This window comes from Pseudonocardia sp. D17 (assembly GCF_036984265.1).
Lineage (GTDB): Bacteria > Actinomycetota > Actinomycetes > Mycobacteriales > Pseudonocardiaceae > Pseudonocardia > Pseudonocardia benzenivorans.
In genome coordinates this window covers 58,019-83,940 of sequence record NZ_BPRG01000042.1, presented here as the reverse complement: position 1 = coordinate 83,940, position 25,922 = coordinate 58,019, and the positions used below count along the sequence as shown (strand labels likewise).

Annotated in this window: 21 protein-coding genes and 1 tRNA gene; 7 read left to right on the top strand and 15 right to left on the bottom strand. The window is 74.6% G+C overall.

The genetic code is table 11. The features are described 5' to 3' along the window. Positions 1-277 precede the first annotated feature (277 nt). Entirely contained in the window at positions 278-748 is a 471-nt protein-coding gene (locus PSD17_RS08040) for a YkvA family protein (RefSeq protein WP_339122289.1), read from the top strand. A gap of 194 nt (positions 749-942) precedes the next feature. Here PSD17_RS08040 and PSD17_RS08035 read toward each other — a convergent pair whose 3' ends face one another. From PSD17_RS08035 to PSD17_RS08025, 3 genes are all read right to left on the bottom strand, one after another. Continuing rightward, complete coding sequence (locus tag PSD17_RS08035) at positions 943-1,770, bottom strand: hypothetical protein (protein ID WP_339122288.1); 828 nt, start codon at positions 1,768-1,770, stop codon at positions 943-945. 456 nt (positions 1,771-2,226) lie between these two features. Next, positions 2,227-3,762, bottom strand: coding sequence for an AMP-binding protein (locus PSD17_RS08030; protein ID WP_339122287.1), 1,536 nt, complete (start codon positions 3,760-3,762; stop codon positions 2,227-2,229). Positions 3,763-3,772: 10 nt separating this feature from the next. Beyond that, positions 3,773-4,564 (bottom strand): SDR family NAD(P)-dependent oxidoreductase, encoded by a 792-nt coding sequence (locus PSD17_RS08025; protein ID WP_339122286.1) that lies wholly within the window; start codon positions 4,562-4,564, stop codon positions 3,773-3,775. Positions 4,565-4,719: 155 nt separating this feature from the next. Between PSD17_RS08025 and PSD17_RS08020 the strand changes: the two genes are divergently transcribed. Beyond that, positions 4,720-5,361: a TetR/AcrR family transcriptional regulator gene (locus PSD17_RS08020; protein WP_339122285.1), complete on the top strand. Its 642-nt coding sequence runs from the start codon at positions 4,720-4,722 to the stop codon at positions 5,359-5,361. Positions 5,362-5,408: 47 nt separating this feature from the next. On the opposite strand, the gene PSD17_RS08015 is transcribed toward PSD17_RS08020, so the two are convergent. The 3 genes from PSD17_RS08015 to PSD17_RS08005 form a co-directional block, all read right to left on the bottom strand. Further along, complete coding sequence (locus PSD17_RS08015; protein ID WP_339122284.1) at positions 5,409-7,202, bottom strand: phosphatidylglycerol lysyltransferase domain-containing protein; 1,794 nt, start codon at positions 7,200-7,202, stop codon at positions 5,409-5,411. Next, entirely contained in the window at positions 7,189-8,091 is a 903-nt protein-coding gene (locus PSD17_RS08010) for a hypothetical protein (protein WP_013675981.1), read from the bottom strand. Before PSD17_RS08010 ends, PSD17_RS08015 begins: the two co-directional genes overlap by 14 nt. A gap of 68 nt (positions 8,092-8,159) precedes the next feature. Next, positions 8,160-9,332 (bottom strand): L,D-transpeptidase, encoded by a 1,173-nt coding sequence (locus tag PSD17_RS08005; RefSeq protein WP_233899083.1) that lies wholly within the window; start codon positions 9,330-9,332, stop codon positions 8,160-8,162. Positions 9,333-9,834: 502 nt separating this feature from the next. Between PSD17_RS08005 and PSD17_RS08000 the strand changes: the two genes are divergently transcribed. Both PSD17_RS08000 and PSD17_RS07995 read left to right on the top strand, forming a co-directional pair. Then, positions 9,835-11,949 carry a bifunctional chorismate-binding protein/class IV aminotransferase gene (locus PSD17_RS08000; RefSeq protein WP_339122283.1) on the top strand — a complete coding sequence of 705 codons (2,115 nt, stop codon included), beginning with the start codon at positions 9,835-9,837 and terminating at the stop codon, positions 11,947-11,949. 64 nt (positions 11,950-12,013) lie between these two features. Then, complete coding sequence (locus PSD17_RS07995) at positions 12,014-12,799, top strand: GntR family transcriptional regulator (RefSeq protein ID WP_013675978.1); 786 nt, start codon at positions 12,014-12,016, stop codon at positions 12,797-12,799. 51 nt (positions 12,800-12,850) lie between these two features. On the opposite strand, the gene PSD17_RS07990 is transcribed toward PSD17_RS07995, so the two are convergent. From PSD17_RS07990 to PSD17_RS07975, 4 genes are read right to left on the bottom strand one after another with little or no spacing between them, the layout of a single operon-like run. Then, positions 12,851-13,984, bottom strand: a complete 1,134-nt coding sequence (locus PSD17_RS07990; protein ID WP_339122282.1) for a glycerate kinase — start codon at positions 13,982-13,984, stop codon at positions 12,851-12,853. Next, positions 13,984-15,777, bottom strand: a complete 1,794-nt coding sequence (gene gcl / locus PSD17_RS07985; protein ID WP_339122281.1) for a glyoxylate carboligase — start codon at positions 15,775-15,777, stop codon at positions 13,984-13,986. The genes PSD17_RS07990 and gcl overlap by 1 nt, the downstream gene beginning before the upstream one ends. Before the next feature lie 23 nt (positions 15,778-15,800). Further along, positions 15,801-16,691: a 2-hydroxy-3-oxopropionate reductase gene (locus PSD17_RS07980; RefSeq protein ID WP_013675975.1), complete on the bottom strand. Its 891-nt coding sequence runs from the start codon at positions 16,689-16,691 to the stop codon at positions 15,801-15,803. 36 nt (positions 16,692-16,727) lie between these two features. Continuing rightward, entirely contained in the window at positions 16,728-17,552 is an 825-nt protein-coding gene (locus PSD17_RS07975) for a hydroxypyruvate isomerase family protein (RefSeq protein ID WP_339122280.1), read from the bottom strand. A gap of 341 nt (positions 17,553-17,893) precedes the next feature. Here PSD17_RS07975 and PSD17_RS07970 point away from each other — a divergent pair, with 341 nt between their 5' ends. Further along, entirely contained in the window at positions 17,894-18,718 is an 825-nt protein-coding gene (locus PSD17_RS07970) for an IclR family transcriptional regulator (protein ID WP_013675973.1), read from the top strand. Positions 18,719-18,921: 203 nt separating this feature from the next. Here PSD17_RS07970 and trxA read toward each other — a convergent pair whose 3' ends face one another. The 3 genes from trxA to PSD17_RS07955 form a co-directional block, all read right to left on the bottom strand. Then, positions 18,922-19,308, bottom strand: a complete 387-nt coding sequence (gene trxA / locus PSD17_RS07965; RefSeq protein WP_013675972.1) for a thioredoxin — start codon at positions 19,306-19,308, stop codon at positions 18,922-18,924. A gap of 7 nt (positions 19,309-19,315) precedes the next feature. Continuing rightward, positions 19,316-21,757, bottom strand: a complete 2,442-nt coding sequence (locus PSD17_RS07960) for a hypothetical protein (RefSeq protein ID WP_339122279.1) — start codon at positions 21,755-21,757, stop codon at positions 19,316-19,318. Between the two features lie 218 nt (positions 21,758-21,975). After that, positions 21,976-22,638 carry a response regulator gene (locus PSD17_RS07955; protein WP_013675970.1) on the bottom strand — a complete coding sequence of 221 codons (663 nt, stop codon included), beginning with the start codon at positions 22,636-22,638 and terminating at the stop codon, positions 21,976-21,978. A 148-nt stretch (positions 22,639-22,786) separates the two neighbouring features. Between PSD17_RS07955 and PSD17_RS07950 the strand changes: the two genes are divergently transcribed. Next, positions 22,787-23,761, top strand: coding sequence for a glycosyltransferase (locus PSD17_RS07950; protein WP_339122278.1), 975 nt, complete (start codon positions 22,787-22,789; stop codon positions 23,759-23,761). Next, positions 23,758-23,892 (top strand): hypothetical protein, encoded by a 135-nt coding sequence (locus PSD17_RS07945; protein ID WP_339122277.1) that lies wholly within the window; start codon positions 23,758-23,760, stop codon positions 23,890-23,892. The genes PSD17_RS07950 and PSD17_RS07945 overlap by 4 nt, the downstream gene beginning before the upstream one ends. A gap of 7 nt (positions 23,893-23,899) precedes the next feature. On the opposite strand, the gene PSD17_RS07940 is transcribed toward PSD17_RS07945, so the two are convergent. Both PSD17_RS07940 and PSD17_RS07935 read right to left on the bottom strand, forming a co-directional pair. Then, positions 23,900-25,150 (bottom strand): right-handed parallel beta-helix repeat-containing protein, encoded by a 1,251-nt coding sequence (locus tag PSD17_RS07940; protein ID WP_339122276.1) that lies wholly within the window; start codon positions 25,148-25,150, stop codon positions 23,900-23,902. Positions 25,151-25,793: 643 nt separating this feature from the next. Then, positions 25,794-25,870: transfer RNA gene (locus PSD17_RS07935), tRNA-Leu, on the bottom strand. Positions 25,871-25,922: the final 52 nt, after the last annotated feature.

Sequence of the window (25,922 nt, the reverse complement as noted above, 5' to 3'; positions counted from 1 at the left end):
GGCCGCCGCGGAATCCGCCGCCGAAGCCGGCACCGAAACGGGGGTCCCACGGGGGGTTCATGGCGTTCATCTGATGTCTCCTGACAGTCGTGAGGGTGGATGCGGCCCGTTAGTCGATCGGATCGCGTGCCATCACGATATATCGCGACGGCTCGCGATGCAAACATAAGCCTCACGGAGTGTGCGCTGAGCCACAGGAGACGAGGTTCGGGAACACCGAGGGGTGTCCGGTTCGTATCCCGATGTTGCGCTCCGTCCGGAGCGCCGCGAGGAGGCGATGACGGTGGCGAGGTCGAAGGCGCGGACGGCGGCGGGCACCGGAACGACGGCAGGGGCGGCCGCCCGGTTCGGGCCCCGGCGCATCGCGGCGTTCCGCGCGCTGTGGACGCTCGTGCGCCAGGCCCGGCGACCCGGCGGGGCAGGCGTGGGGGAGATGCTGACCGCGGTCCCGCGGATGGCGGGTGCCGCGGTGACCGGCCGCTATCCCGGGTTGCCGGCGAGCAGGCTGCTGCTGTTCGTGCTCGCGGCGGGGTACCTGCTGTCGCCGGTCGACATCGTCCCGGAGCTGCTGCTCAGCGTGTTCGGACTCGTCGACGACGCCGTGGTCGCGCTGTGGCTGGGCGGCGCCGTACTGGCCGAGGCCGATCGCTTCCTGCGCTGGGAGCGGGAGTCCGGCCCGGACGCGCCCACCGTGCGCACGCGCACCGGCGTCGTCGACGGCGAGCTGGTCGACGTCCGCCCCGGCTGAGCCCCGGCCCCGGGTCGGGCGTGAGTGCCGCGCCGAAGCCCGGCTCCCGACCGATCCGGGGTCGGCCGCCGGTCGCGCACCCCGCGCGCAACCTCACGGTCGTGTCCGGGCTGATCGGCAGCGCGGGGCGTGCGATCTCCCGAGCGCTACCCGACCGGCCCGTCGGATCGGGATCGGCGCAGGTGCGTCCGGCATCAGGGGCGGCCGAGGAGCAGGAGGCGTCGTCGCAGGACGGCCCGGACCGAGGCGGCGGTCTCCTCGGATGTCTGCAGGATGTCGGCCGACACGAGGCGAACGGTCTGCCAGCCGAGCGCGCCGGTCCGGATGTCACGACGCCGGTCGAGGCGGTCGTCGTGCCCCGCGCCGTCGTACTCGATCGCCAGCCGCGCGTCCGGGTAGGCGAGATCGAACCGCGCGACGACCCGGCCGTCGACGACCAGCTCGTACTGGGGCACGGGCGTGGGCAGCCCGGCGTCGACGAGAAGGAGACGCATCCGGGTCTCCATCGGCGACTCCGCCCGTGCGTCGGCTCGGCTCGACGCGGCCCGCACCAACGCGGAGCCTCGGGTTCGCCGGAGGCGGGAAGCCATGTCCGCCAATGCCTCCAGTGGGAAGCTGCCGACCCGGGCGAGGGCATCGATGGCGACGACGGCGTCGGTCCGGCGCTCCCGGCGGGCGATGTCCCACGCGGTCCGCAGCGGCGTCGTGACCCGGCAGCCGTCGACGAGCGTGATCTCCTCGGGGAGCAGGCGCCAGCGGCCCACCTGGACGCCGGGGGTCGGCTTGACATAGCGCGGTACGACGATCTGTGCGTCGGCGTCGCGGGGTGCGCAGCCGGCGCCGAGCAGTTCGGCCGCCGACCATCCGCCGACGACCCCGCCGATGTCCTCGACGCGGCGGTAGGCGGCGATCGACCGCGTCGTGAGATCGAGGTCGGTGGGGGCGACGGCGTAGACGTCGGGTGCCAGCCGGACGAAGCCGCGCCCGCGCAGCCGTCCCGGGCTCACTCGCCCCGCCACCACGGCGGCGCTTCCTCGGAAGGGTTGGTTCTGCACCTCGCGATGGTCGCGATCGCGAGGTCGGCTGTCGGCGGATCGCCCGAGTCGTGCGCACGTGCGAAACCCCGCACCGACGACCTCGCTGCACACCCGGCGTCGTGTCGCGGCGCCCGCAGAGCAGTGGGGTTGCGCGCGGGGTGTCGGCCGCAACCTGACAGTCGGGAATCGTTCGTGCAGGAGCAGTGAGGTTGCGCTCGGTGGTGGGGGCCCGCCCGCGGGGGCATCGGCCGGCGTGGCCCGGCCCGCGCCACTGGGCGATCGGCCGGCGCGGCCCGGCCCGCGCGCCACCCCCGGGCGCAACCTCACGGTCGGTCCGCAGCCGACCGGGCGCGCTGAGGTTGCGCTCGGGGGTGGGGCGGGCGGCTGGGCCACCTGCCCCCGGCGGCCACCCCGACGGCCACCCCGGGGCGTCGGGCTGGGTCAGGGGGTGAGCTTGTCCCGGATCTCGGTCTTCACGATCTTGCCGACCTTGGAACGCGGCAGGTCCGGCCACACGAGGACCTGCTTGGGTGCCTTCACGCTGCCGACCCGGCCCTTCGCGAACGCGATGAGCTCGGCCTCCTGGGCGGCGGCGTCCGGGTGCAGCTCGACGACGGCCACGACGCGTTCGCCCCACTTGTCGTCGGGCAGGCCGACCACCGCGCAGTCGCGCACGGCCGGATGGGCCATGACGGCCTGCTCGACCTCGGCGCTGTAGACGTTGAACCCGCCGGTGATGATCATGTCCTTGGCCCGGTCGACGATGTAGAGCCAGTTGTCCTCGTCGAGGTAGCCGATGTCGCCGGTGTGGTGCCAACCGAACCGCGAGGCCTCCGCAGTGGCCTCCGGGTCGCGGTGGTAGCCGGCCATCACCAGCGAGCTGCGCACGACGATCTCGCCCCGATCACCCGCGGCCAGCAGCCGGCCGGCGTCGTCCATGATCGCGACGGTGACCAGCGGCGTCGGTCGCCCCGCCGAGGAGAACCGCTCGCGGGCGAGGCTCCCGTCGGGACGCAGATGGTCGGCGGGCGCCATCGTCGAGACCATCATGGGTGCCTCGGACTGGCCGAACAGCTGCCCGAGCACGGGCCCGAGCCGTCCGATCGCCTCCTCCAGCCGGGCGGCCGACATCGGCGCGGCGCCGTACCAGAGGCACTGCAGCGACGACGTGTCCGCGGTGTCGAGCGCGGGATGGTCGAGCAGCATGTAGATCAGCGTCGGCGGCAGGAACGTGTGCGTGACGTGCTCGCGCTCGACCAGGCCGATGAACTCGCCGAGATCCGGGCGCGGCATGACGACGATCCGGCCCCCCAGCGCCATCACGGGGAAGCACAGCACCCCGGCGGCGTGGGTGAGCGGCGCGAGCGCCAGGTAGACCGGGCGCCCGTCGAACGGGTAGCTCATCAGCGTGATCGCCGACATCGTCTCCAGCGAGCGGCCGGTGAGCACGACGCCCTTGGGCCGGCCGGTGGTCCCGCCGGTGCCGACGAGCATGACGACGTCGTCGGGTGGCGGTGTCTCGACCGGGCCCTCGACGGTGCCGGCCCGATCGAGCCAGTCCTGCAGCGCCGAGGCGCCGGGCACCTCGTCGTCGAGACAGACGAGCACGTCGAGCGCGGGCAGCGAGCCGGCGACGCTCTCCACCAGCGGCGCGAACGCCTTGGTGAACAGCAGCGCCCGGCACTCGAACAGGTCGAGCAGCTCGCGGTTCTCGGCTCCCTCGTTGCGCGGGTTGATCGGGCACCAGACCGCGCCGGCGCGGGCGATGCCGAAGACGCAGGCGAACGCCGTCGGGTCGTTGCCGGACAGGATGCCGACCTTGTCGCCCGGCCGGACGCCCGAGCGCCGCAGCGCCCGGGCGACGGAGTGGCTCAGGTCCTGCACGTCGCCGTAGGTCAGGACGCGGTCGCCCATGGTCAGGCAGGGCGCGTTCCGGCCGAGCGACGCCCCCTTGTCGAGGTAGGCGGTCAGCGACATCGGCGGTGACTCACATCCCCATGCCGCCGTCGACCGGGAGGCCGGCGCCGTTGACGAACCGTGACTGGTCGGAGGCGAGGAACACGACGGCGTCGGCCATGTCGGCGACCTCGCCGAGCCGCCCCGACGGGGTCAGCTCGACCACGGCGGCGACGGCGGCGTTCGGGTCGGGGAACAGGCCGAGCTCGGAGGTCTCGACGGCGAGCTTCATGCCCATCTCCGTCGGGACGAGGCCGGGGTAGACGCAGTTGACCCGCACGCCGTAGCCGAGCTTGCCCGACTCCATCGCCGCGACGCGGGTGAGCCGGTCGACCGCGGACTTCGTCGCCGAGTAGCCGGCGATGCCGGGGAAGGCGATCGTCGCCGCGACCGAGGCGACGTTGACGATGGCCCCGCCGTTGCCGGCCGCGCCACCGGGGCGCATCGCGCGCAGGCCGTGCTTGAGGCCGAGCATGGTGCCCAGGATGTTGACGTCGAGCATGCGGCGGACGTCGGCGGGCGCGGTGTCGACGATCAGCTGCGTGACCTCCACGCCGGCGTTGTTGACCAGCACGTCGAGGCCGCCGAGCTCGGCGACGGTGTGCGCGATCGCGGACTCCCACCCGGCGTCGTCGGTGACGTCGAGCTCGACGAAGTGCGCTCCGTCGATGTCGGCCGCGGTCTTCTGGCCGACGTCGGCGAGCACGTCGGCGAGCATCACCGTCGCCCCCGCGGCCGCCAGCGCCCGGGCCATGCCCTCACCGAGGCCGCGGGCCCCGCCCGTCACCAGTGCCCGGCGACCCGTCAGGTCGATCCCACCCATCGAACCTCCTCGTCCGGCCGCGCCGGTCGGGTCCCACGCGGCAAAGGTGATGCGGAGCACAACCCTGGAAGATCCTTGGACGACTGTCAAGATTCGTGGGAGACCGTCGCCCTACCGGTATCGTCGGGGCGGAGGAACGGTCCCGACCAGGGTGGATGCAGCACGTGACCGAGGCGGTCGAGCGGCCCGCGCGCATCTCGCGGCGGAGGGCCGACAAGGTCGAGGAGCGGCGTCGGGAGCTTGCCGACGCCGCTCTGCTGACCCTGTCCGAGCTCGGCTACGCCAGGACGAGCCTGCGCGAGATCGCGCAGAACTCCGAGTTCTCCCACGGCGTCCTGCACTACTACTTCCGCGACAAGGTGGACCTCATCACCTACTGCGTGCGCCGCTACAAGGCGGTGTGCGTGCAGCGCTACGACGACGTCGTCGCCACCGCCACGACAGCGCCCGCGCTGGCCGACGAGTTCGCCGCCGCGATGGCCGCGACGCTCGTGGCCGACGGGCTCATGCACCGCCTCTGGTACGACCTGCGGTCGCAGTCGCTGTTCGAGGCGTCGTTCCGCGACGACGTCGCCGCCATCGACGCGAGCCTCGAGCGGATGATCGAGCGGATCGTCGCGCGGTACGCGCAGCTGTCCGGCCGGCCGCCCGTCTGCGGCACCGGGGCGGCCTACGCGATGTTCGACGGACTGTTCCAGCAGGCGCTGTGGCGCCACCTCGCGGGCGACCCGCAGGCTCCCGACACCCTGCGGGCCGACGTCGTGCAGATGCTGGCGGTCGTCACCGGCACGACGTGAGGTCGCGAGTGGCGATGGTCGCTCCGGCGACCCCCGCCACTCACCGATCAACGACGCAGCAGCCGCAGCACGGCGGGCGGGCGGCCGCCGAAGCCCTCGGCCTCCAGCGCGGCGACCAGGATCCGCGGCAGGTCCCGGACGGCGGGGAACGCGACGTAGCGCGGCACCCAGCGCGGGCGGAACTTGTCGTTGAACCGGTAGAGGCTGTCGATCTGCCACCACCGCGACGCGAGCCGCAGCAGCTTCGCCCATGTCCGCGCGATCGGACCCGCGCCGATCCGCTCGCCGCGCTCCAGCGCGGCCCGGAACACCGCGAAGTTCAACGACACCCGCCGCACGCCCAAGCCCTCGGCCGCGGCCATCAACTCGGCGATCATCAGCTCGTTGAGCCCGTTCTCCGAGGTCGGGTCGCGGCGCATGAGGTCGAGCGACAAGCCGTCGGAGCCCCAGGGGACGAACTGCAGCAGCCCGCGGGTCCGTCCGTCGAGCTCGGCGACGACCAGCACGCCGCGGGGATCGCGGACGTCCGCGACCCGGGACAGCGCCATCGAGTAGCCGCGCTCGACCGCGTCGCCGCGCCACCGCGACGCGTGGGTCCGCAGCGCGGTGCGCTCGTCGTCGTCGAGCTCGTCGAGCCGGCGGACCCGGACGGTGTGCCCGGCGCGGGTGAGCCGGGCGGCCGCCTGCCGGATGCCCCGCATCGCGCGGCCCTCCAACGTGAAGCCGGCGACGTCGAGGACGGCCTCGTCGCCGAACTCCAGGACGTCGAGGCCGACGCGGGCCCACGCCGTCGCGCCCAGCTCGGAGCAGCCCAGCACCGCGGGAACCCAGCCGTAGGAGGTGCACTCGCCGAGGAACATCTCGATGGCTCCGGGCCAGGCCTCGTGGTCGCCGACGGGGTCACCCGAGGCCAGCGCCACCCCGGCCAGTACCCGGTAGGAGACCGCCGATTTTCCGGTCGGGGAGAAGACGACGGTCTTGTCCTCGCGCAGCGCGAAGTAGCCGAGCGAGTCGCGGCCGCCCTGCTTGTCGAGCAGTGCCCGCAGCCGGGCCTGGTCGTCGTCGGACAGCTGCGGCTCGGGCTCGGGGGAGCGCAGCAGGTGGTAGCCCGCGACGAGCACCGCGGCCACGCCGAACGACAGTCCCACGGCGCTCGTCAGGTCGTCGAGCCAGCCGGCCCGGAACTGGACCGGCCCCGACACCCCGACCAGCGACAGGGCGGCGTGGCCTGCCAGCTGCCACCACGGCGGCGCCCCGTCGAGGCGCCTGGGGTTGAGCGCCAGCAGCACCCACACGAGCACGAACCCGGCGACCGGGAGCTGCACGAGGACCAGCGCACCCCGGGTGAGCCCACCCGGGTCGGGCCGGGCGACGAACCGGTGGCGGGTGGCCACGAGGGCGACCAGCAGGGCGAGGGTCAGCCCGGCGGCGACGTAGCCGTGTCCGGTGGACAGCCCGTGCAGCACGTTGACGACGGTCAGCACCGCGCTGACGGCGATCGCGAGCGCCCAGGCCCGCCGCTTGCGCCGGCGCAGCCCCGCGGCCAGCAGCCAGAGCCCGACGGCCGCGACCAGCGAGATGACCGTCCCGGCCAGCCCGACGGCGGGCGGGAGGCCGAGCGAGGCGCGCAGCGAGGCCATGATGGCGCGCCGCGGCGCCGGGAACACCGAGGCGACGACCGTCACCAGCGCGACGACGCGCGCCGCCCACACGACGGCCCTGACGGCGGCGGCCTCGGTGAGCCGCAACCGCCTTGCCGCGGGGTCGGGCCGGACCGGCCCACGCCCGCCCGGCCCGCCGTGGGTCCGGGTGGCTCCCGCGAGGCCGTCAGAACGGGACATCGTCGGCTCCTGCCCGGTCCACAAGGGGTCCGGGGAGATGCTCCCCGAGCCAGCCGACGACGGCGCCGGGACCGTCCGCCGCGTCACGCAGAACGTAGTCCGTGACCTGTGCCGCCGGGGCCGGCGACGCGACCCGGTCGATGCCCCCGGTGTCCCCGGCGGCGGTCGTGACGGCGAGGAGCGCGGGCGGGGCGTCCGTCGTGCGCAGCGGGCCGATGTCGCAGGCCGGGCCGGCGGCCGCCGCGTAGGCGCCCGGCCGGGCAAGTGCCATCGCGAGCGGGCAGGCGGGGGAGCCGACCGGCGCGGCCAGCGCCCAGCCCGCCCGGTCGTCGCGGACGGCGAGCCCGGACCCGGACCGGGTGGCCCACGCGCGCAGGTCGGCCGCGTCGGCGACACCGGTGGCGAGCACGACGACCGGCGCGATGCGGTGCTGCGCGATCGCCCGGTCGACCTCGGTGACGAGCGGGTCGCCCGCGGCGAGCGGCCCGAGCCACTCGACGACGGGGAAACGCATCCCCGCCGACCCGGGGGAGGTCGCGGCCGAGGGCAGGTAGACCGTCAGCGGGGTGCCGCCGGGGCCCGCGACGGTGCGTACCGCGCCAGGGGTCAGGACCTCGGTCCGCGCCGCGCCGGGACCGGGAGCCGGCGGCCCGGAGGAGCCGGTCAGCGCGCCGAGGGTGGGGTAGAAGCTGCCGCTGCTGTTGGCGACGGCCGCGCCGGCCAGCACGATCAGCACCGTCGCGGCCAGCACGGAGATCGTCCGGCCGACCCGGAGGTGGCGCCGCCACCGGACGACGACCAGCACCCACGCCACGACGGCGAGGACCCCCGTACCGACGACGAACCACGGCGACGTGAGACGCACCGCCGAGGCATCGAGCGTGAGCACCGGGAGAACATGTCACGGCGCCGCAACCGGGCCGTCACCGGGCCGGATCGGGCGGTTCGCGCGTTTGGTCAGCTCGCGAGCGCCGACATCGACTTCCACGTGTTCCAGTCGATGGCCCAGTCGTAGACGTCGCCGTCGGCGGCCGACAGGTCGACGCCGCTGCCCGTGACCTCGACCGGGTCGCCGTACATCGCCGTGTCGTAGTAGGTCTTGGCGTTGGCCGTGGAGAGGTTGATACAGCCGTGCGTGACGTTGCGGCTGCCCTGGGCGCCGACCGACGCCGGGTTGGCGTGGATGAACTCGCCGTTGTTGGAGATCCGGACGGCCCACTTCTCCGGGACGTTCTGGTAGCCGTAGGCCAGGTTCGTCATCAGCACCTGGGGCGACTTCGTCATGACGATGTGGACGCCGCTGCGGGTGTTGCGGTTCGGGTCGCTGCTCAGCCCGTAGGACGCGGGCAGGTCCATCACCTGCTGCCCGTCCCGGACGACGATCATCCGGTGGCTGTTGACGTCGGCCTTGACGATCTGGCTGCGCCCGATGGTGAACGAGCTGGTCAGGTCGGCCGCGCCGTAGCCCGCGCTGCCCATGTCGACCCCGTAGACCGACGCGGTCATCTGCACCTGGGTGCCCGCGGGCCAGTACTCCTTGGGCCGCCAGTGCACCCGGGAGCCCAGCTGGTCGTCGGGCAGCCAGGCCCAGGCGCCCTCGACGGGCACCGACGTGGTGACCTTCAGGTTCTTCTCGACGGCGGCCTTCGCGGCCGCGTCGAGGTCGCGGTTGAAGTGCACCTCGATGGGCGCACCGACGCCGACGGTCTGCCCGTCGCCGATGTTGGTCGTGGCCTTCACCGTGCGCTTTGGGGTGACAGTGGTGAAGCTGCCGCCCAACGCGGTCGCGGTGCCGTCGGGGGCGACGGCGGTGCCCGACCACGTGTAGGTCCCGCCGTAGCCGAGCGGGGCGCTCGCCGTCCACTGCTTGCCGTCGGGGGAGAGCGTGCCGGCGACGGCGACACCCTTCGCGTTGGTCAGTGCCACGTCGCGCAGGGTCCCGGAGCCGCCGTCGGCCTTGATCTCCGCGGTCGGGTTGACGTCGGTGGCGCCCGCGGTCGGCGACACCGAGGCGGCGACGACCGGCGCGTTCTGCTGTGCCTGCTGCTGGGCGTGCGTGGCCCGCGCGGCGGCGGTCGCGCAGCCGCCGACGAGCGCCGTCGCGAGCACCGCGGCCAGCAGGGCCGTCACCCGTGGCGCCGTCCGACGCAGGCGCCCGCCCCGCGCCTGCGTCGCTCGGTCCCGCGGCCGCGCCGCCGGTCCCACCGCATTCCCCACACGCTCGGCCACGGCCGATCCCCCTCGTCATATCCGTGCTCGCCCGGTCGGGGCGCGGCGCCTCACCCCGCCGCGCGCCGCCGACAGGGCGGTCCGCCGGTCATGATCCCAGGCCGCAGCCGCCGGAACGCCCAGTTCAGGTTGCGTTTCGGTAGCGCTGCGGAGATCACTCCGATGGTCGTATCGATACGTGCCCGAAGCGGCGTTACCGCCGGGTTCGGTGATCACTCGTCCGGGGCCTGTGGTGCTCCGAACGGGTTGTGTGACACCGGCCCCGGACGGTTCCGTGTCACCGGTACGGCCGTCATGATGGGCGCCGCGGGCGTGTCCATCCCGGACGCGCGCCGCCGGACGGCCGGGCCCGGCAGCCGGCGACCGTTCGGACCCGCGACGCCGGCCGGGACGGGAGGTCGCCGTGGGCGAGCGCGTCCGGGCCTCGGCGGTCCGGCTCTGCACACTGCCGATGCCGGCCCACCTCGCCCGGCTGAGCGTCTTCGACGTCGTGCGCCGACTCGCCCGGCGCGAGCGCGTCACGGCGTGGTCGGGTGCGTGGTCGCGCGGCGCGCTGGTGACCTGCGACCCGGTGCGGACGGGCGAGGGCGACCCGTTCGCGGTGCTCGCCGACGTGCCCGAGGTCGTGGGGCCGGCCGGGCCGCCCGGTGCGGTGGGCGGCGGCTGGTTCGGTCACCTGCCGTTCCCGGCGAGCCGGTCCCGGCTCGCCGCGTCCCTCGCCTGGTACCGCGACGTGCTGCGCCACGACGGCTCCCGCTGGTGGTACGAGGCGCTGCTGGACGTCGCCGGCGACTTCGACGAGGCCGCCGCCCGGGCCCGGCGCGACGCGCTCGCCGCCGACCTCGCCGTGGACCCCGGACGCACCGACGTGCGGCTCGACGTCACCGCAATCCCCGACCCGGCCGAGCACGTCGCCGCCGTCGAGCACTGCGTGCAGGCCATCCGCCGCGGCGAGATCTACCAGGCCAACATCGCGACCCGCCTCGACCTGCGGCTGCACGGGTCACCCGCCGAGGCGTGGGCGCGCCTCGGCGAGGCGCTCCGGCCGGCGCGGGCCGGCTTCGTCGCCGATCCGCACTGCGCGGCCGTCGGTGCGAGCCCCGAGGTCTTCCTGCACCGTGCGGGTCCGACCGTGCGCACGGAGCCGATCAAGGGCACCCGGCCGCGGACCGGGACCGGCTCCGACGAGCGGGAGCGTGCCGTCCTCGCCGCGTCGGCAAAGGACGCCGCCGAGAACGTCATGATCGTCGACCTGATGCGCAACGACCTCTCGCGCGTGTGCGCGACGGGCACGGTCACGGTGCCGCGGCTGCTCGCGGTCGAGCCGCACCCGGGGGTCTGGCACCTGGTCTCGGAGGTCCGCGGCACCCTCGCCCCGGGTTCCGACGACGCCGCGCTGCTGGCCGCCACGTTCCCGCCCGGTTCGGTCACCGGCGCGCCGAAGATCCGCGCGGTCGAGGTGATCGAGGCGCTGGAGCCGGTGTCGCGCGGGCTGTTCACCGGCGCAATGGGCTACAGCGGCCCGCTCGCCGGCCTGGAGCTGGCCGTCACGATCCGCACGCTCGAGGTCTTCGCCGACGGCACCGCGCACCTCGGCGTCGGCGGCGGGGTCACGGTGGACTCGAGCCCGATCGAGGAGTGGCGGGAGTGCCTGACCAAGGCCGCACCGCTGCTCGCGGTCCTCGGCGGGCGGCTCCCGTCGGGCCCCGGCGTTCCGTCGGCGGGCGCCGCGCCGGACGCCGACCCGGCGCGTGGGGTCTTCGAGACGTTCCTGGTCGTCGACGGCCGGCCGCGCCGGCTCGCCGACCATCTCCGCAGGCTGCAGCGCTCCTACTGGGAGCTCTACGGCGTCGCGCTGCGCGCCGACGTGCCCGCCGCCGTCCGCGCCGCGGTCGCCGACACCCCCGGCCACCTGCGGGTCCGGGTCGACGCGCGGCCCGACGACCCGGGCCGGGTCGACGTCGTCGTCACGCCGTGGCCTGCGCCCGTGCCGCCCGCCGACCAGCCCGGGGTGACGCTCGTGCCCGTCCGGGACTCCGCGGGCCGCCCGCACAAGCTCGCGGACCGGGACCGGTTCGACGCGCTGGAGGCCGACGTGCCCGCGGGGACGTCGCCGCTGCTCGTCGGGACCGACGGCGCCGTCCTGGAGACGACGCGCGCGTGCGTCGCCGTCGTCCGCGGCGGCCGGCTCGTCACCCCGCCGCTCGACGGCCGGTTGCTCCCCGGCACCGCCCGGCAGGCACTGCTCGACGCCCTCGACGGGATGCGGCTGCCCTACGACCTGGTGCCCGTCGGGATCGACGAGCTCGCGGCCGCCGACGGCATGCTCGTCTGCAACGCGCTGCGCGGCGTGCAGTGGGTCCGGTCCGTGGCGGGGACGGGGGCGCGCTGGGAGCGACCGGACCCGCTCGTCGTCGCGCTGGGCGAGGCCCTCGCCGCGGACGAGCCCGGTGTCGACGCAGCGCGCCCGGGTGGGCACGGGGTGGCGCCGACGGTCCGGGTTCGCCCGCACGGGTAGTTTCGTGACGGACGGGCCGGTCGCGGAGTGCGCGGGCGGGCGACGAGCGACCGGCGAGGGGACGATGAGCGGCGTGACAAGCGAGCTGGGGGCGGCCCCGCTCGACCGTACGCTCGCCGAGCCGCTGTGGTCGCAGCTGCTGGGTGACCTGCGGCGCCGGTTGCGGGGCGGCGCGTTCGCCGACGCGTTCCCCGGCGAGCTCGCGCTGGTCGCCGAGTACGGGGTCAGCAGGCACACCGTCCGGGAGGCGCTGCGCAGGCTGCGCGACGAGGGCACCGTCGTCGCGGCGCGGGGCCGTGCGCCGCGGCTGGCCGATCCCGTCGAGATCGAGCAGCCTCTCGGCGCGCTCTACAGCCTCTTCGCCTCGGTCGAGGCCACCGGCCTGCGGCAGCGCAGCGTCGTGCGGACCCTCGACGTGCGGGCCGACGGCGTCGTCGCCACCCGGCTCGGGCTGGAGGAGTCGACGCCGCTGGTCTACCTGGAGCGGCTGCGGCTCGCGGGCTCGTCGCCACTGGCCGTCGACCGGGTGTGGCTGCCCGAGTCGCTGGCCGCCCCGCTGCTCGACGTCGACTTCACCCACACCGCGCTCTACGACGAGTACGCCGAGCGCTGCGGGGTGCGCCTCTCGGGCGGCGAGGAGCACATCCGGGCGGTGGTGCCGGTGGAGTCCGAACGCGAGCTGCTCGGCATCCCCACGGGCATCGCCGCGTTCTCGATCGAGCGCCTCGGCAAGGTGGGGCTGCGCGGCGTCGAGTGGCGCCACACCCTCGTGCGCGGCGACCGGTTCGCCGTGACGGCCCAGTTCTCCGCGCGCAGCGGCTACCGGTTCGGCCCGGCCGACGGTTCGTGAGCGGCGTCACCGGCCATGGTCGGTGCCACGGCCGGCAACGTCGTCCACGACTCAGGTGACCACCGCGCCGCGGAGCCGGTCCCTCGCAAGGCCCCGTGCGAGCTCCTCCAGCAGCGGGCCCGCGTCGGCGATGCACCGCGCGACGTCGGGTTCGAGGTCGGTGAGCGCGTAGGCCTGCTCGATCCCGGCCGCGCGCAGCCGGGCCGCGGTCAGCGCGCTGTGCCCGGTCACGGCGACGACGGGCACCCCGGCGGCACGGGCCACGGCGGCCACGCCGGCCGGGGCCTTCCCGGCGAGCGTCTGCTCGTCGAGCGCGCCCTCCCCGGTGACGACGAGATCGGCCCCGGCGAGGTGCTCGTCGAACCGCAGCAGGTCGAGCACGAGGTCGATGCCCGGGCGCAGCGCCGCCCCGAGCACCGCCCGTGCCGCGAAGGCCACCCCGCCCGCCGCGCCGGCGCCCGGGTCGTCGCGGTGGTCGGTGCCCGTCGCGTCGGCGACCAGGCCGGCCCAGTGGCCCAGTGCGGCGTCGAGCGTCGCGACGTCGGCCGGGGTCGCGCCCTTCTGCGGCCCGTACACCGCCGCGGCACCGCGAGGCCCGCACAGCGGGTTGTCGACGTCGCAGGCCACCACGAGGTCCGTCACGGCGAGCCGGGGGTCGAGCCCGGTCAGGTCGAGCGACGTGGCCCCGGCGAGCGCGGCCCCGCCGAGTGGCACCGGGCGGCCCGTCGCGTCGCGCACCACGGCGCCCAGCGCGGTGAGCAGCCCGGCGCCGCCGTCGGTTCCGGCACTGCCGCCGATGGCCACGACGATCTGCCGGCAGCCGGCCGCGAGCGCCGCCCCGATCACCTCACCGAGCCCGATGCTGCTCGCGCCCAACGGGTCCGGCCGTCCGCCGGGGAGCCGGACGAGCCCGCAGACTGCGGCCAGCTCGACGATCGCGACGTCGCCGCGACGCGCCCACCGGGTCTGCACGGGCTCGCCGGTCGGACCCGACGCCGTGGCGGGCACGGCGTGGAAGCCCGCCGCGAGGGCCACGTCGACGGTGCCGTCGCCGCCGTCGGCCACCGGGAGGGCGACGACGTCGACCTCCGGCGCGACCGCCCGCAGCCCGGCCCCGACGCGCTCGGCCACCTGGACGGCGGTCAGCGAGCCCTTGAACTTGTCGGGGGCGACGACGACCCGCATCAGACCGCCCGGGCGAGGATCGACGTCGGCGCGTCGGCCGGGTCCGAGGTGGCACCGCCGAACTCGTTCACGGCGTCGAGCGCCGTGCCCATCGCGATGTCGGTGACCCGCTCGAGGACGACCTCGACGACCACGGGGACCTTGTGCTCGGCCGCGAGCCGGCGTGCCTCGACGAGCGCGGGCGCGATGGCGTCCGGCTCGACGACCCGGATCGCCTTGCAGCCCAGGCCCTCGGCGACCTTGACGTGGTCGACGCCGTAGCCCTTGAGCCCGGGTGCGGCGTCGTCGTCGGCGTTGATGTTGTCGAAGGAGAGCTGGACGCAGAAGTCCATGTCGAAGTTGCGCTGCGCCTGCCGGATCAGGCCCAGGTAGGCGTTGTTCACCAGGACGTGGACGTAGGGCAGGTTGAACTGCGCCCCGACCGCCAGCTCCTCGATCATGAACTGGAAGTCGTAGTCGCCGGAGATCGCGACGACCTCCCGCGTAGGGTCGGCCGCGACGACGCCCAGGGCCGCGGGCACGGTCCACCCCAGCGGCCCGGCCTGGCCGGCGTTGATCCAGTGCCGCGGCCTGTAGACGTGCAGCAGCTGTGCGGCGGCGATCTGGGAGAGGCCGATCGTCGTGACGTAGCGGGTGTCGCGGCCGAAGACCCGGTTCATCTCCTCGTAGACCCGGTGCGGCTTGATCGGCACCTGGTCGTAGTGCGTGGTGCGCAGCATCGTCGCCTTGCGTCCGGCGCACTCGCCCGCCCACCCGGACCGGTCGGGCAGCGTGCCGTCCGACGCACGCTCGCGTGCGGCCTCGACGAGCAGCGCCAGGGCCGCGCGGGCGTCGGACGCGATGCCGAGGTCGGGGGCGAACACGCGGCCGATCTGGGTCGGCTCGATGTCGATGTGGGTGAACGTGCGGCCGGCGGTGTAGGTGTCGAGGTCGCCGGTGTGCCGGTTGGCCCACCGGTTGCCGATGCCCAGCACGTGGTCGGACGCCAGCAGGGTCGCGTTGCCGTAGCGGTGCGACGTCTGGATGCCCGCCATGCCGGCCATCAGCGGGTGGTCGTCGGGGATCGCGCCCCAGCCCATCAGCGTCGGGATGACGGGCGTGCCGGTGAGCTCGGCGAACTCGACGAGCAGGTCGGCGGCGTCGGCGTTGAGGACGCCGCCGCCCGCGACGATCACCGGGCGCTGCGCCGTGCACAGCAGGTCCAGCGCCCTGTCGATCTGTGCCCGCGACGCCACCGGCCGGTAGGAGGGCAGCGGTTCGTAGGCGTCGATGTCGAACTCGATCTCGGCGAGCTGGACGTCGATCGGCAGGTCGATGAGGACCGGACCGGGCCGCCCGGAGCGCATCAGGTGGAACGCCTGCGCGAAGGTCCCGGGGACCTGGGCCGGCTCGAGGACCGTCACCGCCATCTTGGTGAGCGGCCGGGCGATCGAGGCGATGTCGACGGCCTGGAAGTCCTCCTTGTGCAGCTTCGCGACCGGTGCCTGCCCGGTGATGCACAGGATCGGGATCGAGTCCGCGGCCGCCGAGTACAGCCCGGTGATCATGTCGGTGCCGGCGGGCCCGGAGGTGCCGACGCAGACGCCGATGTTGCCCGGCGCCGCGCGGGTGTAGCCCTCGGCCATGTGCGCGGCCCCCTCGACGTGGCGGGCCAGGGTGTGCCGCAGCCCCCCGTCGGCACGCACCGCCGAGTAGAACGGGTTGATCGCCGCGCCGGGCAGCCCGAACAGGTCGGTGATGCCTTCGCGGCGCAGGATCGCGACCGCCGCGTCGACCGTCCTCATACGAGGCATGACAGGTCCTCTCGTGGGTCGGGTCAGGAACCGGAGCGGCCGGAGAGCTGCTCGACGGTGGTGAACAGGGCGGAGTGGTCGAGGCCGCCGTGGCCCTGCGCGTTCAGCGCCGCGACCAGCTGGGCGACGTGCGCGCCGAGCGGGATCACCACGCCGGCCGCCCGCGCGGCGTCGGTCACGATCTTCATGTCCTTGTGGTGCAACGCGATCCGGAAGCCGGGCGTGAAGTCCCGGTTCAGCATGTTGCCCGCCTTGCGCTGCAGGACGGTACTGCCGGCCAGGCCCCCACCCAGTACCGTCACGCCCGCCTCGGTGTCGACGCCGTGGGCCTCCAGGAACACGATCGCCTCGGCGAGCAGCTGGATGTTCCCGGCGACGATGAGCTGGTTGGCGGCCTTCACGGTCTGGCCGGCGCCCGCCGGTCCCACGTGCACGATGGTCGCCCCGACGGCGTCGAACACGGGCTGTGCCGCGGCGAACGCCTCGGCGTCGCCGCCGACCATGATCGACAGCACGCCCTCGACCGCGCCCGCCTCGCCGCCGGAGACGGGGGCGTCCAGGACGCGCAGGCCGCGCTCGGCGCCCTGCGCGGCGAGCCGGCGCGAGACGTCGGGCAGGATCGTCGAGAAGTCGATGACGAGCGTGCCCTCGGCGGCGTTGTCGAACACGCCGTCGGGGCCCGCGAGGACCGCCTCGACGTCGGGGGAGTCGGGGACCATGACGGCGACGACGTCGGCGCCCTTGACCGCCTCGGCGATGCTGCCCGCCCCGCGGCCCCCCGCGGCGACGAGCGCCTCGATCGGCGCCGGGGAGCGGTTGTAGCCGACGACGTCGAAGCCGGCCGCGACGAGGTTGGCCGACATCGGGCGGCCCATGATGCCCAGGCCGATGAACGCGACGGTGGTGGTGCTCATTCTGGTGTCACTCCGGAGGTATCGCGGACAGGGAGGTCAGGCGGCGCCGCGCCGGGCGCGCGGCAGCCAGTGCAGGCTCTCGGCGGTGTCGCCGGTCGACGGCTTGTACTCCAGCGCGACCCAGCCGTCGTAGCCCTTGTCCTGCAGGGTCTGCAGCCGGCCCATGAGGTCCAGCTCGCCGGAGCCGGGCTCGCCGCGGCCGGGTACGTCGGCGATCTGCACGTGGGCGATCACGTCGAAGTGCCGGGTGATGGCCTCGTCGAGGTCGTCGCCGTTGGCCCCCAGGTGGAACAGGTCGAACAGGAAGCCGACGTTCGGGGCACCCGCGGCGCGCACCCGGTCGACGACCGCGACGACGTCGGCGGCGGTGCGCAGCGGGTAGGGCTTGGGCCCGCTGATCGGCTCGACGAGCACGGTGGCGCCCGCGGCCGCGACCGCCTCGGCGGCGAGGACGAGGTTCTCGGTGGCGAGCTCGTCCTGCTCCTGCGGGCTGACGCCGTCGGCACGGTTGCCGTACAGCGCGTTGAGGCCGCGGACGCCGAGGCGCCCGGCGATCGATGCCGCGACGGCGAGGTTCGCCCGGAACTCGGGCGAGCGCGCCGGGAGCGACAGCACGCCGCAGTCCGGGCCCGCGAGGTCGCCCGCGAAGAAGTTGAGCCCGACGAGCGCGACCCCGGCGTCGGAGATCGCGGTGACGAACGCCTCCACCTCGGCGTCGGCGGGCACGGCCTCGGCGAACGGCCACCAGAACTCGACCGCGTCGAACCCGGCGGCCTTCGCGGCGGCCGGCCGCTCGAGCAGCGGGAGCTCGGCGAACAGCAGCGAGCAGTTGGGCAGGTAGCGCATCGCGGGGCGGTTCACGGGGACGCCGCTCCTTCCAATTTCGTATCGTGGAAGTCAACTTCTGTTCTGCGAGAACTGTAAAGTGAGCGGGGACACCTGTCAAACACTCGACCTGCGTGGACGGCGGCCGACCGACGGATGCCGTGCGGGCGACGTCACGCCTGAGCAGGGCCTGGGCAGCACGGAGCAGCCGGCGGCCGGCGGGCTGCGCCCGGGGTGCGGCGGGTCCGGCCGCGGCGAAGGGGCGCGCTCGGCCTCGCGCGGCGTCCGGGGCCGGCCGGACCGGCGGGTAGGATTCCGGATGGCGGAAGACGATGTGCGCTTCCGGCCGGTTCGCGCATCGACACGGGAGCGGCGAGATGCCCAAGCAGTCCCCAGCGGGTCCGGAGCCCGGCGCGGACCCTGCGCCCGAGCGGGGGAGCGGCCGCGTCCAGTCCGTGGAGCGCACCTTCGAGCTGCTGGAGGCGATGAGCGACCTCGGTGGGACGGCAGGCCTGTCCCAGCTCGCGGCCCGTCTCGCGCTCCCGCTGCCGACGATCCACCGGCTCGTCCGCACCCTCGTCGACCTCGGCTACGTGCGCCAGCAGCCGTCACGGGAGTACGCGCTCGGGCCGCGCCTGATGCGCCTGGGGGAGCACGCCTCGCAGCTGCTGGGCACCTGGGCGATGCCCTACCTGCGCGAACTGGTCGACGAGATCGGCGAGAGCGCCAACCTCGCGATGCTCGACGGCGACCACGTCGTCTACACCGCGCAGGTCCCTGGCGTGCACGCGATGCGGATGTTCACCGAGGTCGGCCGCCGGGCGCAGGTGCACTGCACGGCCGTCGGCAAGGCCATGCTGGCGCTCATGCCGCCCGAGCAGGCCGACATGATCGTCGCCGGGTCGGTGATGCACCCGCAGACGGGGCACACGATCATCACGCCCGACGGGTTCCGCGCCGAGCTCGACCGGGTGCGCGAGGCGGGCTACGCCGTCGACAACGAGGAACAGGAGATCGGCGTCCGGTGCGTCGCGGTCGCCGTCCCGGGCCGCGCGCCCCGGGCGGCCGTCTCGATCTCGGGCCCGTCGCCGCGGATGTCCGACGCCCTGATCCAGCAGGCGGTCCCGCTGCTGCGCAGGGCCGCCGAGGGGGTCGCCGGTGAGCTGGAGCCGTTGCGCCCGGGAACGGCGCAGGCGGGCTGACCGCGGGTCGCGTCCGGCTCGACGGAGCTGACGGGTCGTCGAGCCGCGCCGAACGACGACGGCCCCGGGACCGCGGTCCCGGGGCCGTTCGCTCTTGAGGGTGGTCGTGAGTTCGTCGTGCGGCGCGACGGCTGGGGACGACGCTCCACGCCGTGGGTCGTGAGTGGCGATGTACCGCGGTAGCGACCATCGCCACGCACGGGTCAGTCGCCCTGCTGGGCCGCCTGCTCGGCCTGCTGCTGCGCGACGGCCTCGCGCACCTTCTCCATGTCGACGTCGCGGACCTTGCCGATGAGGTCCTCGAACGCCGGACCGGGCAGCGCACCCGGCTGCGCGTAGACGACGACGCCGTCGCGCACCGCCATCACCGTCGGGATCGACGAGATCCCGAAGGCCTGCGCCAGCTCGGTCTGGTCCTCGGTGTCGACCTTCGCGAACGTGATGTCGGTGTGCCGCTCGGAGGCTTCCTCGAAGACCGGTCCGAACTGACGGCACGGCCCGCACCACGACGCCCAGAAGTCGACGAACACGGTTCCGGGTCCGCCGACGACGTCGTCGAAGTTCTCGGTGGTCAGCTCAACGGTCGCCATGGTGGGGTCAACGGGTCGTGGGCGTGGTCTGTTCCCTCGCCGGTCGTCCGGTCCGTTCCGACGGCCCCGGCGTGGGGTGCTGCACCGCCGACCTGATCGCCCGCTCGAGGCGCGCGACGGCGACGCCGTACTCGGGCTCGAGCCAGTAGTCGCTGTGGATGCGCAGGTGCGGGTCGGCGAGGGCGGACGCGTCGACGGCCGGGTCGTGGACCGGCCCGCCGATCGGGTCGGTGTCGCGGTACAGGTTGCGCCAGCGCCGGTCGAGCGTGTCGACCAGCGCCGCCGTCGCTCCCGTGTCGAAGTAGCCGGGGAAGAACTCGCCGTAGAGGTGATGCCACGGCGAGCCGAACGTCAGCAGCGCGACCGGGGTCCGCGGGTTCGCGGCGAGCAGCGCGGTGCCCGCGATCACCGATCCCTGGCTGTGCGCCGCCACGACGAACACCTCGCCGGGCTCGACGTCCCCGATGCGGTCGGTCAGGCCCGTGACGGCGCGGTCGGAGTAGGTGGGCGGCGCGAGCGGATGGAACCACCGCGGCCAGAACGTGCCGACGTCCCACAGCACCCCGACGCCGCGCCGTGCGGCGACGCTGCGCACCGCGGCGTACATCCGCCGCAGCACCAGCGCCGTCGGCAGCAGGATCGCGACGACGAGCGAGAACTCGGCGAAGGTGCTCGGCGGCAGCGGCACCCCGAGGACCTGCCACGACCGGCCGGACCGCAGCGCCCAGACCACCACCGCGGCCACGGCGACGACCGCGACCGCGACGCCGATCGCGACCGGCGTCCGCACGTGGCGGTGCCGCAGCGCCGCGGCGAGCAGGCCGAGCGTGAGCACGATCAGCGTGCCGACGACCGTCGCCGACACCGCGACCGGGACCGCGCTCACCGGGGGGAGCCCGCCGCGGGCCAGCGCGACGGCGATCCCGGCGACGGTGGCCAGCGAGCCGAGCGCGCCGAGCAGCGCCGTCAGCCACGAGCCGCGGACGGTCAACGAGCGCAACGCGACCGCGGCCGGGGGTCGACGGCCGTCGGCCCGCGGGACGAGCCGCAGCGCGAGCCAGCACAGCGCGACGACCAGACCGACGGCCGCGAGGATCGAGGTGAACACGATGGCCATCCAGCCGACGGTGTCGCCGACGACCACGCACGGGCCCACACTGCACGTCGACCCGGCGAGCCGGGCCACCTGCTCGGCGATGCCCGCCCCCAGCGCGGCCCCGATCGCGGCGGCGAGCAGCAGGATCGACGGGGCGTTGGCCCGCCGCAGGTCCCGGCGCCGCGGCGGGGTTCCCGGCGCCGGGACCACCCTGCCCTGGACCACGCCGACCAGCGCCGCGACGACGAGTACGGCGAGGCTGAGCCACAGCGCGGAACCGCGCAGCGCCGGGAGGAACGGGTGTGCCCCGACCCAGGCCGTGTCGCCCCCGCCGGTGGCGACGGCGGCCAGCGCGAGTGCCGCCGCGGCGGGCGGCCACGTGCCGTGCCGCACGAGGGCCGCGGGCGGCAGCCCGTGCCCCCGCAGCGCCCGCGGAGGACCGGCCGGGTCGGCCGAGCCCGGCGCCTCGCCGTCCGCGAGGCTGATCCAGCAGGTCAGGACGGCGACGGCGGCCAGCGTCGCGACCGCGCACCACAGCCCCGCCGTCCGCCACGTCGTCCAGCCACCGGCGCTCGGCCAGCAGCCGGCGAGCGCCACGGCGCCCAGCGCGGCCGACAGGTGCAGCCGGCGCAGCCCGACGTTGATGCCCGGGCTGTTCCACATGGGAGGCTGGTCGTGGTGCAGCGACGCCCGGCCGGCCGGGTCGGTCCACACCGCCCAGGGATCGACGTGCCTGCGCGTCGGCCGGGTCCGGATCCGGCTGAGCCAGACGACCGCGAGCAGCACACCGGCCGTCACCGCGAACCCGGCGCCGACGGTCCAGCCGGGCCATCCGGCGTGCCGGACCAGCCACTGGTAGGTGACGAGATCGGCCACGACCAGCTGGGTCCAGAACGCGAAGATCGTCGTGACCAGCAGCGCCGCGAGCCGCACGAGCAGCACGCACCAGCGGATCCGGACGCCGCGCGCGGGACGTTCGCGGTCCGCGTGGTCGCCGGTGCCGGTCGGCGGGCCGCCGTCCGGGCTCGCCAGCAGCGCCCAGCCGGCGAGGTTCGCCAGCATGAACGGCAGCAGCACCAGATAGAACGCCTGGTACCAGCGGCCCGACGTCAGCGATCCCCACGACCACGCCCGCAGCTGCGGCCGGGCGGGCGGTTGGCGCCACTCGGTGATCGCGCCGTCGTCGTCGTCCGGCGGCTGCTCCGCGCGATCGGTCCGCACGGCGGGGACGAGCTGGAGCATGAGCTCCGGCGGGGTTCCCGCGACGCCGTGGACGCGCAGCTCCACAGGGGGGTCGCGGTCGTCGTGCGCGGCGGCGGGACCGGGCGCGTCGACGGGCGGTTCGGCGTCCACCGGCGCGAGGATTCCACGCACGGTCCACGTCGGACACCGCCGCGCCGGTGGCACGCGGTCGGCGGTGCGCGGGGTGGCGCCGAGTCGGCGGAGCGCGGGGTGGGGCCGAACCGGCGGACCGCGCGGTGGCGCCGGTCGGTCGTGGCGGAGTGGCGTCTGGTCGGCGCTGCGCGCGGTGGCGTCCGGTCGGGGCGGATCGCGCGGGGTAGCGCGCCGGGTCAGCGTTGCGGCGGTGGCGCCGGGGGGCGTCCCGCGCGCCGACGGCTGGCGGCGTAGACCGCGGCCTCGGTCCGGCGGGCGAAGCCGAGCTTGTGCAGCAGCGACGACACGTAGTTCTTGACGGTCTTCTCCGCGAGGAACAGCTCCGCCCCGATCTGCCGGTTGGTCAGGCCCGTCGCGATGAGGTCGAGGATCCGGCGTTCCTGTGGCGAGAGGGACTCGTAGCGCGGGTCCTCGGGCGTCCGCAGCCGTTCGAGCGCCCGGGCCGCGGTCTCCGGGTCGATGAGGCTGCCGCCCGCCGCGGCGGTGCGGACGGCCCCGACGAGGTTGGTCCCGGCCACGTCCTTCAGCAGATAGCCGGCCGCGCCCGCGACGATCGCGCCGAACAGCGCCTGGTCGTCGCTGTAGGAGGTGAGCATCAGGCACGCGGGCGGGGGGTCGAGCATCGACCGGACCTCGCGGCAGACGCTGATGCCCTCGCCGTCGGGCAGCCGCACGTCGAGGATCGCGACGTCCGGGTGCGCCGCGGGGATGCGCGCCAGCGCCTCCGTGGCCGACGCGGCCTCACCGACCACATCCATGTCGGGTTCGGCGTCGAGCAGGTGCGCGACGCCGCGCCGGACAATCTCGTGGTCGTCGACCAGGAACACGGAGATGCCCACCACGACCTCCTCGTCGAGCGGACACTGAACGTACCGAGGAACGGGCCGGACGGCATCGTCCGGCACCGTCCGATTCAGCAGTGTCGGCGGGCGTCGGGTGTCGAGGTGGGTCCGCGGCCGACCGCAGGACCCGCGGGGAGGGGATGTCGTGCGGGTGCTGATCGCCGCGCCGGGGTCGCGAGGGGACGTCGTGGGATTCGTCGGGCTGGGGCGCCGGCTGGCCTCCGCGGGCCACGAGGTCACCGTCGCCGCGAACCCGGAGTTCGAGCAGACCGTGCGTGTGGGCGGTGTCGCGTTCCGCCGCCTGGCGGGCGACGCGCGCACGATCGCGGACCTCGGCACCGGCCCGCGGAGCTCGCTGCGGTTCCTCACCGAGCAGGCCGAGGCGATGACGACGTACCTCTGCGGCGCGGCCGACGACCTCGTCGAGGCGGCCGCGCACGCCGACGTCCTGCTGGTCACCATGACGGCCCAGTTCGGTGTCGACGTCGCCGAGGGCCACGCCATCCCGAGTGCGGGGCTGTTCAGCCGGCCGGTCGAGCCGACCCGGGCGTTCCCGCCGGTCCTGTTCCACACCGCGCGGTCGCTCGGCCCGGCCGGGAACCTGGTGGCGGGCGAGCTCGCGCGGCTGTCGACGACGCCGTTCCACCGGGCGAGTGCGCACGTCCGCGCGGTGATGGGCCTGCCCCGGCGGTCGCCCGTCGCGTCGCTGCGCCGGTTGTGTGAGACCCGGTGGCCGGTGTGGCACGGGTGGAGCCCGCACGTGCTGCCGCGCCCGGTGGACTGGCGGCCCGGGCTCGAGGTCGTCGGCTACTGGTACCCGTACGTCCCCGACTCCTGGGAGCCGCCCGCCGATCTCGCCGCGTTCCTGCAGGCCGGGCCCGCGCCGGTCTACGTCGGGTTCGGGTCCATGGGTCCGGGACAGGGGGAACGGCTGTCGTCGATCCTCGCGGAGGCGTTGCGGCGCAGCGGAACCCGCGCGGTCGTGGGCCGGGGGTGGGCGGGTCTCGAGGTCGCGGGGGACGACGTCCTCGTCGTCGACGACGTGCCGCATTCCTGGCTCTTCCCGCGGACGGCGGCCGTGGTGCCGAGGCGCTCGCCTGCCGGATCACCACGGCCGTGACCCGGCCCGAGATGCGCCGGGCGGCGGCCAGGCTCGCCGAGCGCGTCGCCGGGGACGACGGCGCCGGCGCGGTCGCCGCGGCCCTGGAACGGCTGGGCCGCGGCGACCGCGCGCGGGTCGGGCTCGGCTGAGCGTGCGTCAGCGCTCGAAGACGCCCAGGTCGAACGCGCCGCCCTTGGGTCGGGCGATGCCCGCAGCGTCGACGGCCACCGCGAGGGTGCCCACGCCCGCGTTGATCGCGGGGGAGCCCGCCTGCAGGTGGAAGTCACCGGCCGCGGCGTCGACGAACTTCGGGTCGTCCGTCGTCAGGTTGTGGTCGACGGTGAAGCCGCCGGTGCCGCCACTGATCGGCGAGGGGTTGCCGGTCAGGATGTTGTTGCGGATGACGTTCGTGCCGCTGAACCCGCTGGTGCTGAACACGATCCCGGCCCGCTTGTTGGCGTAGGCCACGTTGTTGGTGATGTGGATGTCCGACATCGTGCCGCCGCCCTCCTTCCACAACCCGATCCCGCCGCCGGCGTTGCCGGTCAGGACGTTGTTGTAGACGTCGACGCGGGCCAACTTCTTCGTCGGCGAGTACGACTCGACGGCGATCAGGATCCCGGGCTTGCTGGAGTTCGTCGCGCCGGTCACGACGTTGTCGAAGATCTTCACGTCGTGCACGGAGTCGGCGTAGATGTTCGGTCCGCGGTTGTTGTAGACGCGGTTGCCGTGCACCTGGGCGTTGCGGGTCTCGTACTTGACGTCGATGCCCTCCTCGCCGTTGTCGTGCACCTGGTTGTTCTTGATGTCGACCGTGTCGTAGTTGACGAGGCTGACGGCCTCGTTCGACGCCGACGTCCCTGCCTGGTTGGTGTGGTGCACGTTGTTGCCGTCGATGACGGCGTTGGCGCCGTTGAGCAGCACGAGCCCGCCGTTGCGAGTGTTGGACACCTCGGTCTGCGAGATCTGGATGTTCGACGCGTTGGTGCCGTAGATGCCGTGCGTCGGGGAGTTCGTGATCGTCAGCCCGGAGATCCGGATGTAGGAGCGCCCGTCGAGGCTGACGAGCCCGTTGCCGCTCTTGAGGCTGTTGCGGCCGTCGACGACGACCTTGGCGCCGGCCTTGCTGCGCAACGTGATCCAGCCGGTGGAGGTGCCGCTGGTGGGGAACTTCAACGCCTCGGGGTAGGTCCCGGCCGACACCTCGACGGTGTCGCCGGGCCTGGCGGCGTTGAGCGCCGACTGGATCGTCTTGTACGACGATCCGCCTCCGACGCTGAGCGTCTGCGGCGCCGCGGAGGCGACGCCGTGGATGGCGAAGCCGGCTCCGATCGCGAGCACGGCCGCGGCGACGAACGTCTGCCGGCGACGGGCGCGCGACCATCGTCGGCGCACAGGGGTAGCCACTCGGTGTGAGGTCATTTCCTTCAATCCGCTTTCAGTCGCGTGGGGAGCGGGACTGCGCGGGTATCTTCGGCCACCCGTGACCATTGCGTTACCGAGCGTCTCGCCGAGATCGTGACGAACGGGGTGCATGTGGGTGGTCGTGGCAGCGAGAGGCCTCGAGGTTGGCCGACGAACGGGTGAAATACGGCGCGATCCGCGCAGGTCGCCGTGATGTGCCTGCACCACCCGGATGCCGAGGCGGTTCACCGTGACGGTCGCCAACCGAACGGCCCACCGGACGTCGCCGGCCGTCGGCCGCGCTCGGGAACAGCACCGCCGAGCGCCGGCTCCGGCACGGCTCGGCCGCACGGCGGGACCCTCGTCCGGAGGTGCCGAGGGCCGGGGCTCTGCCGCGGGCGCAGCGGTGTCCGTGGTCTGCGCGGCGCCACGGGCCGAGCGCGGCGCCGGACCGAGCGGCGCTGCGGGCCGGGCGTTGCGGTGCCGAGGGCCGGGGGCCGAGCCTCGGCGGGCCGAGCGGTGCCGCGCTCGTTCCCGCGCCGGGCCGACGAGCCCTCACGGTCGCTGCGGTGCGCGAGCCACCCGGCCGGGCGGACGAGGTGCGGGCGCCGCGGGCAGGGCGCGCCGGACGGCGCGATCTGGTTCGTGGTGCCCCCGGTGCGACTCGAACGCACACTGGGCGGATTTTGAGTCCGCTGCCTCTGCCGATTGGGCTACGGGGGCCTGACCGCACGACCGTCCGCCGGGGCGCCGGCGGGGGGTCCGGCGACGTGTC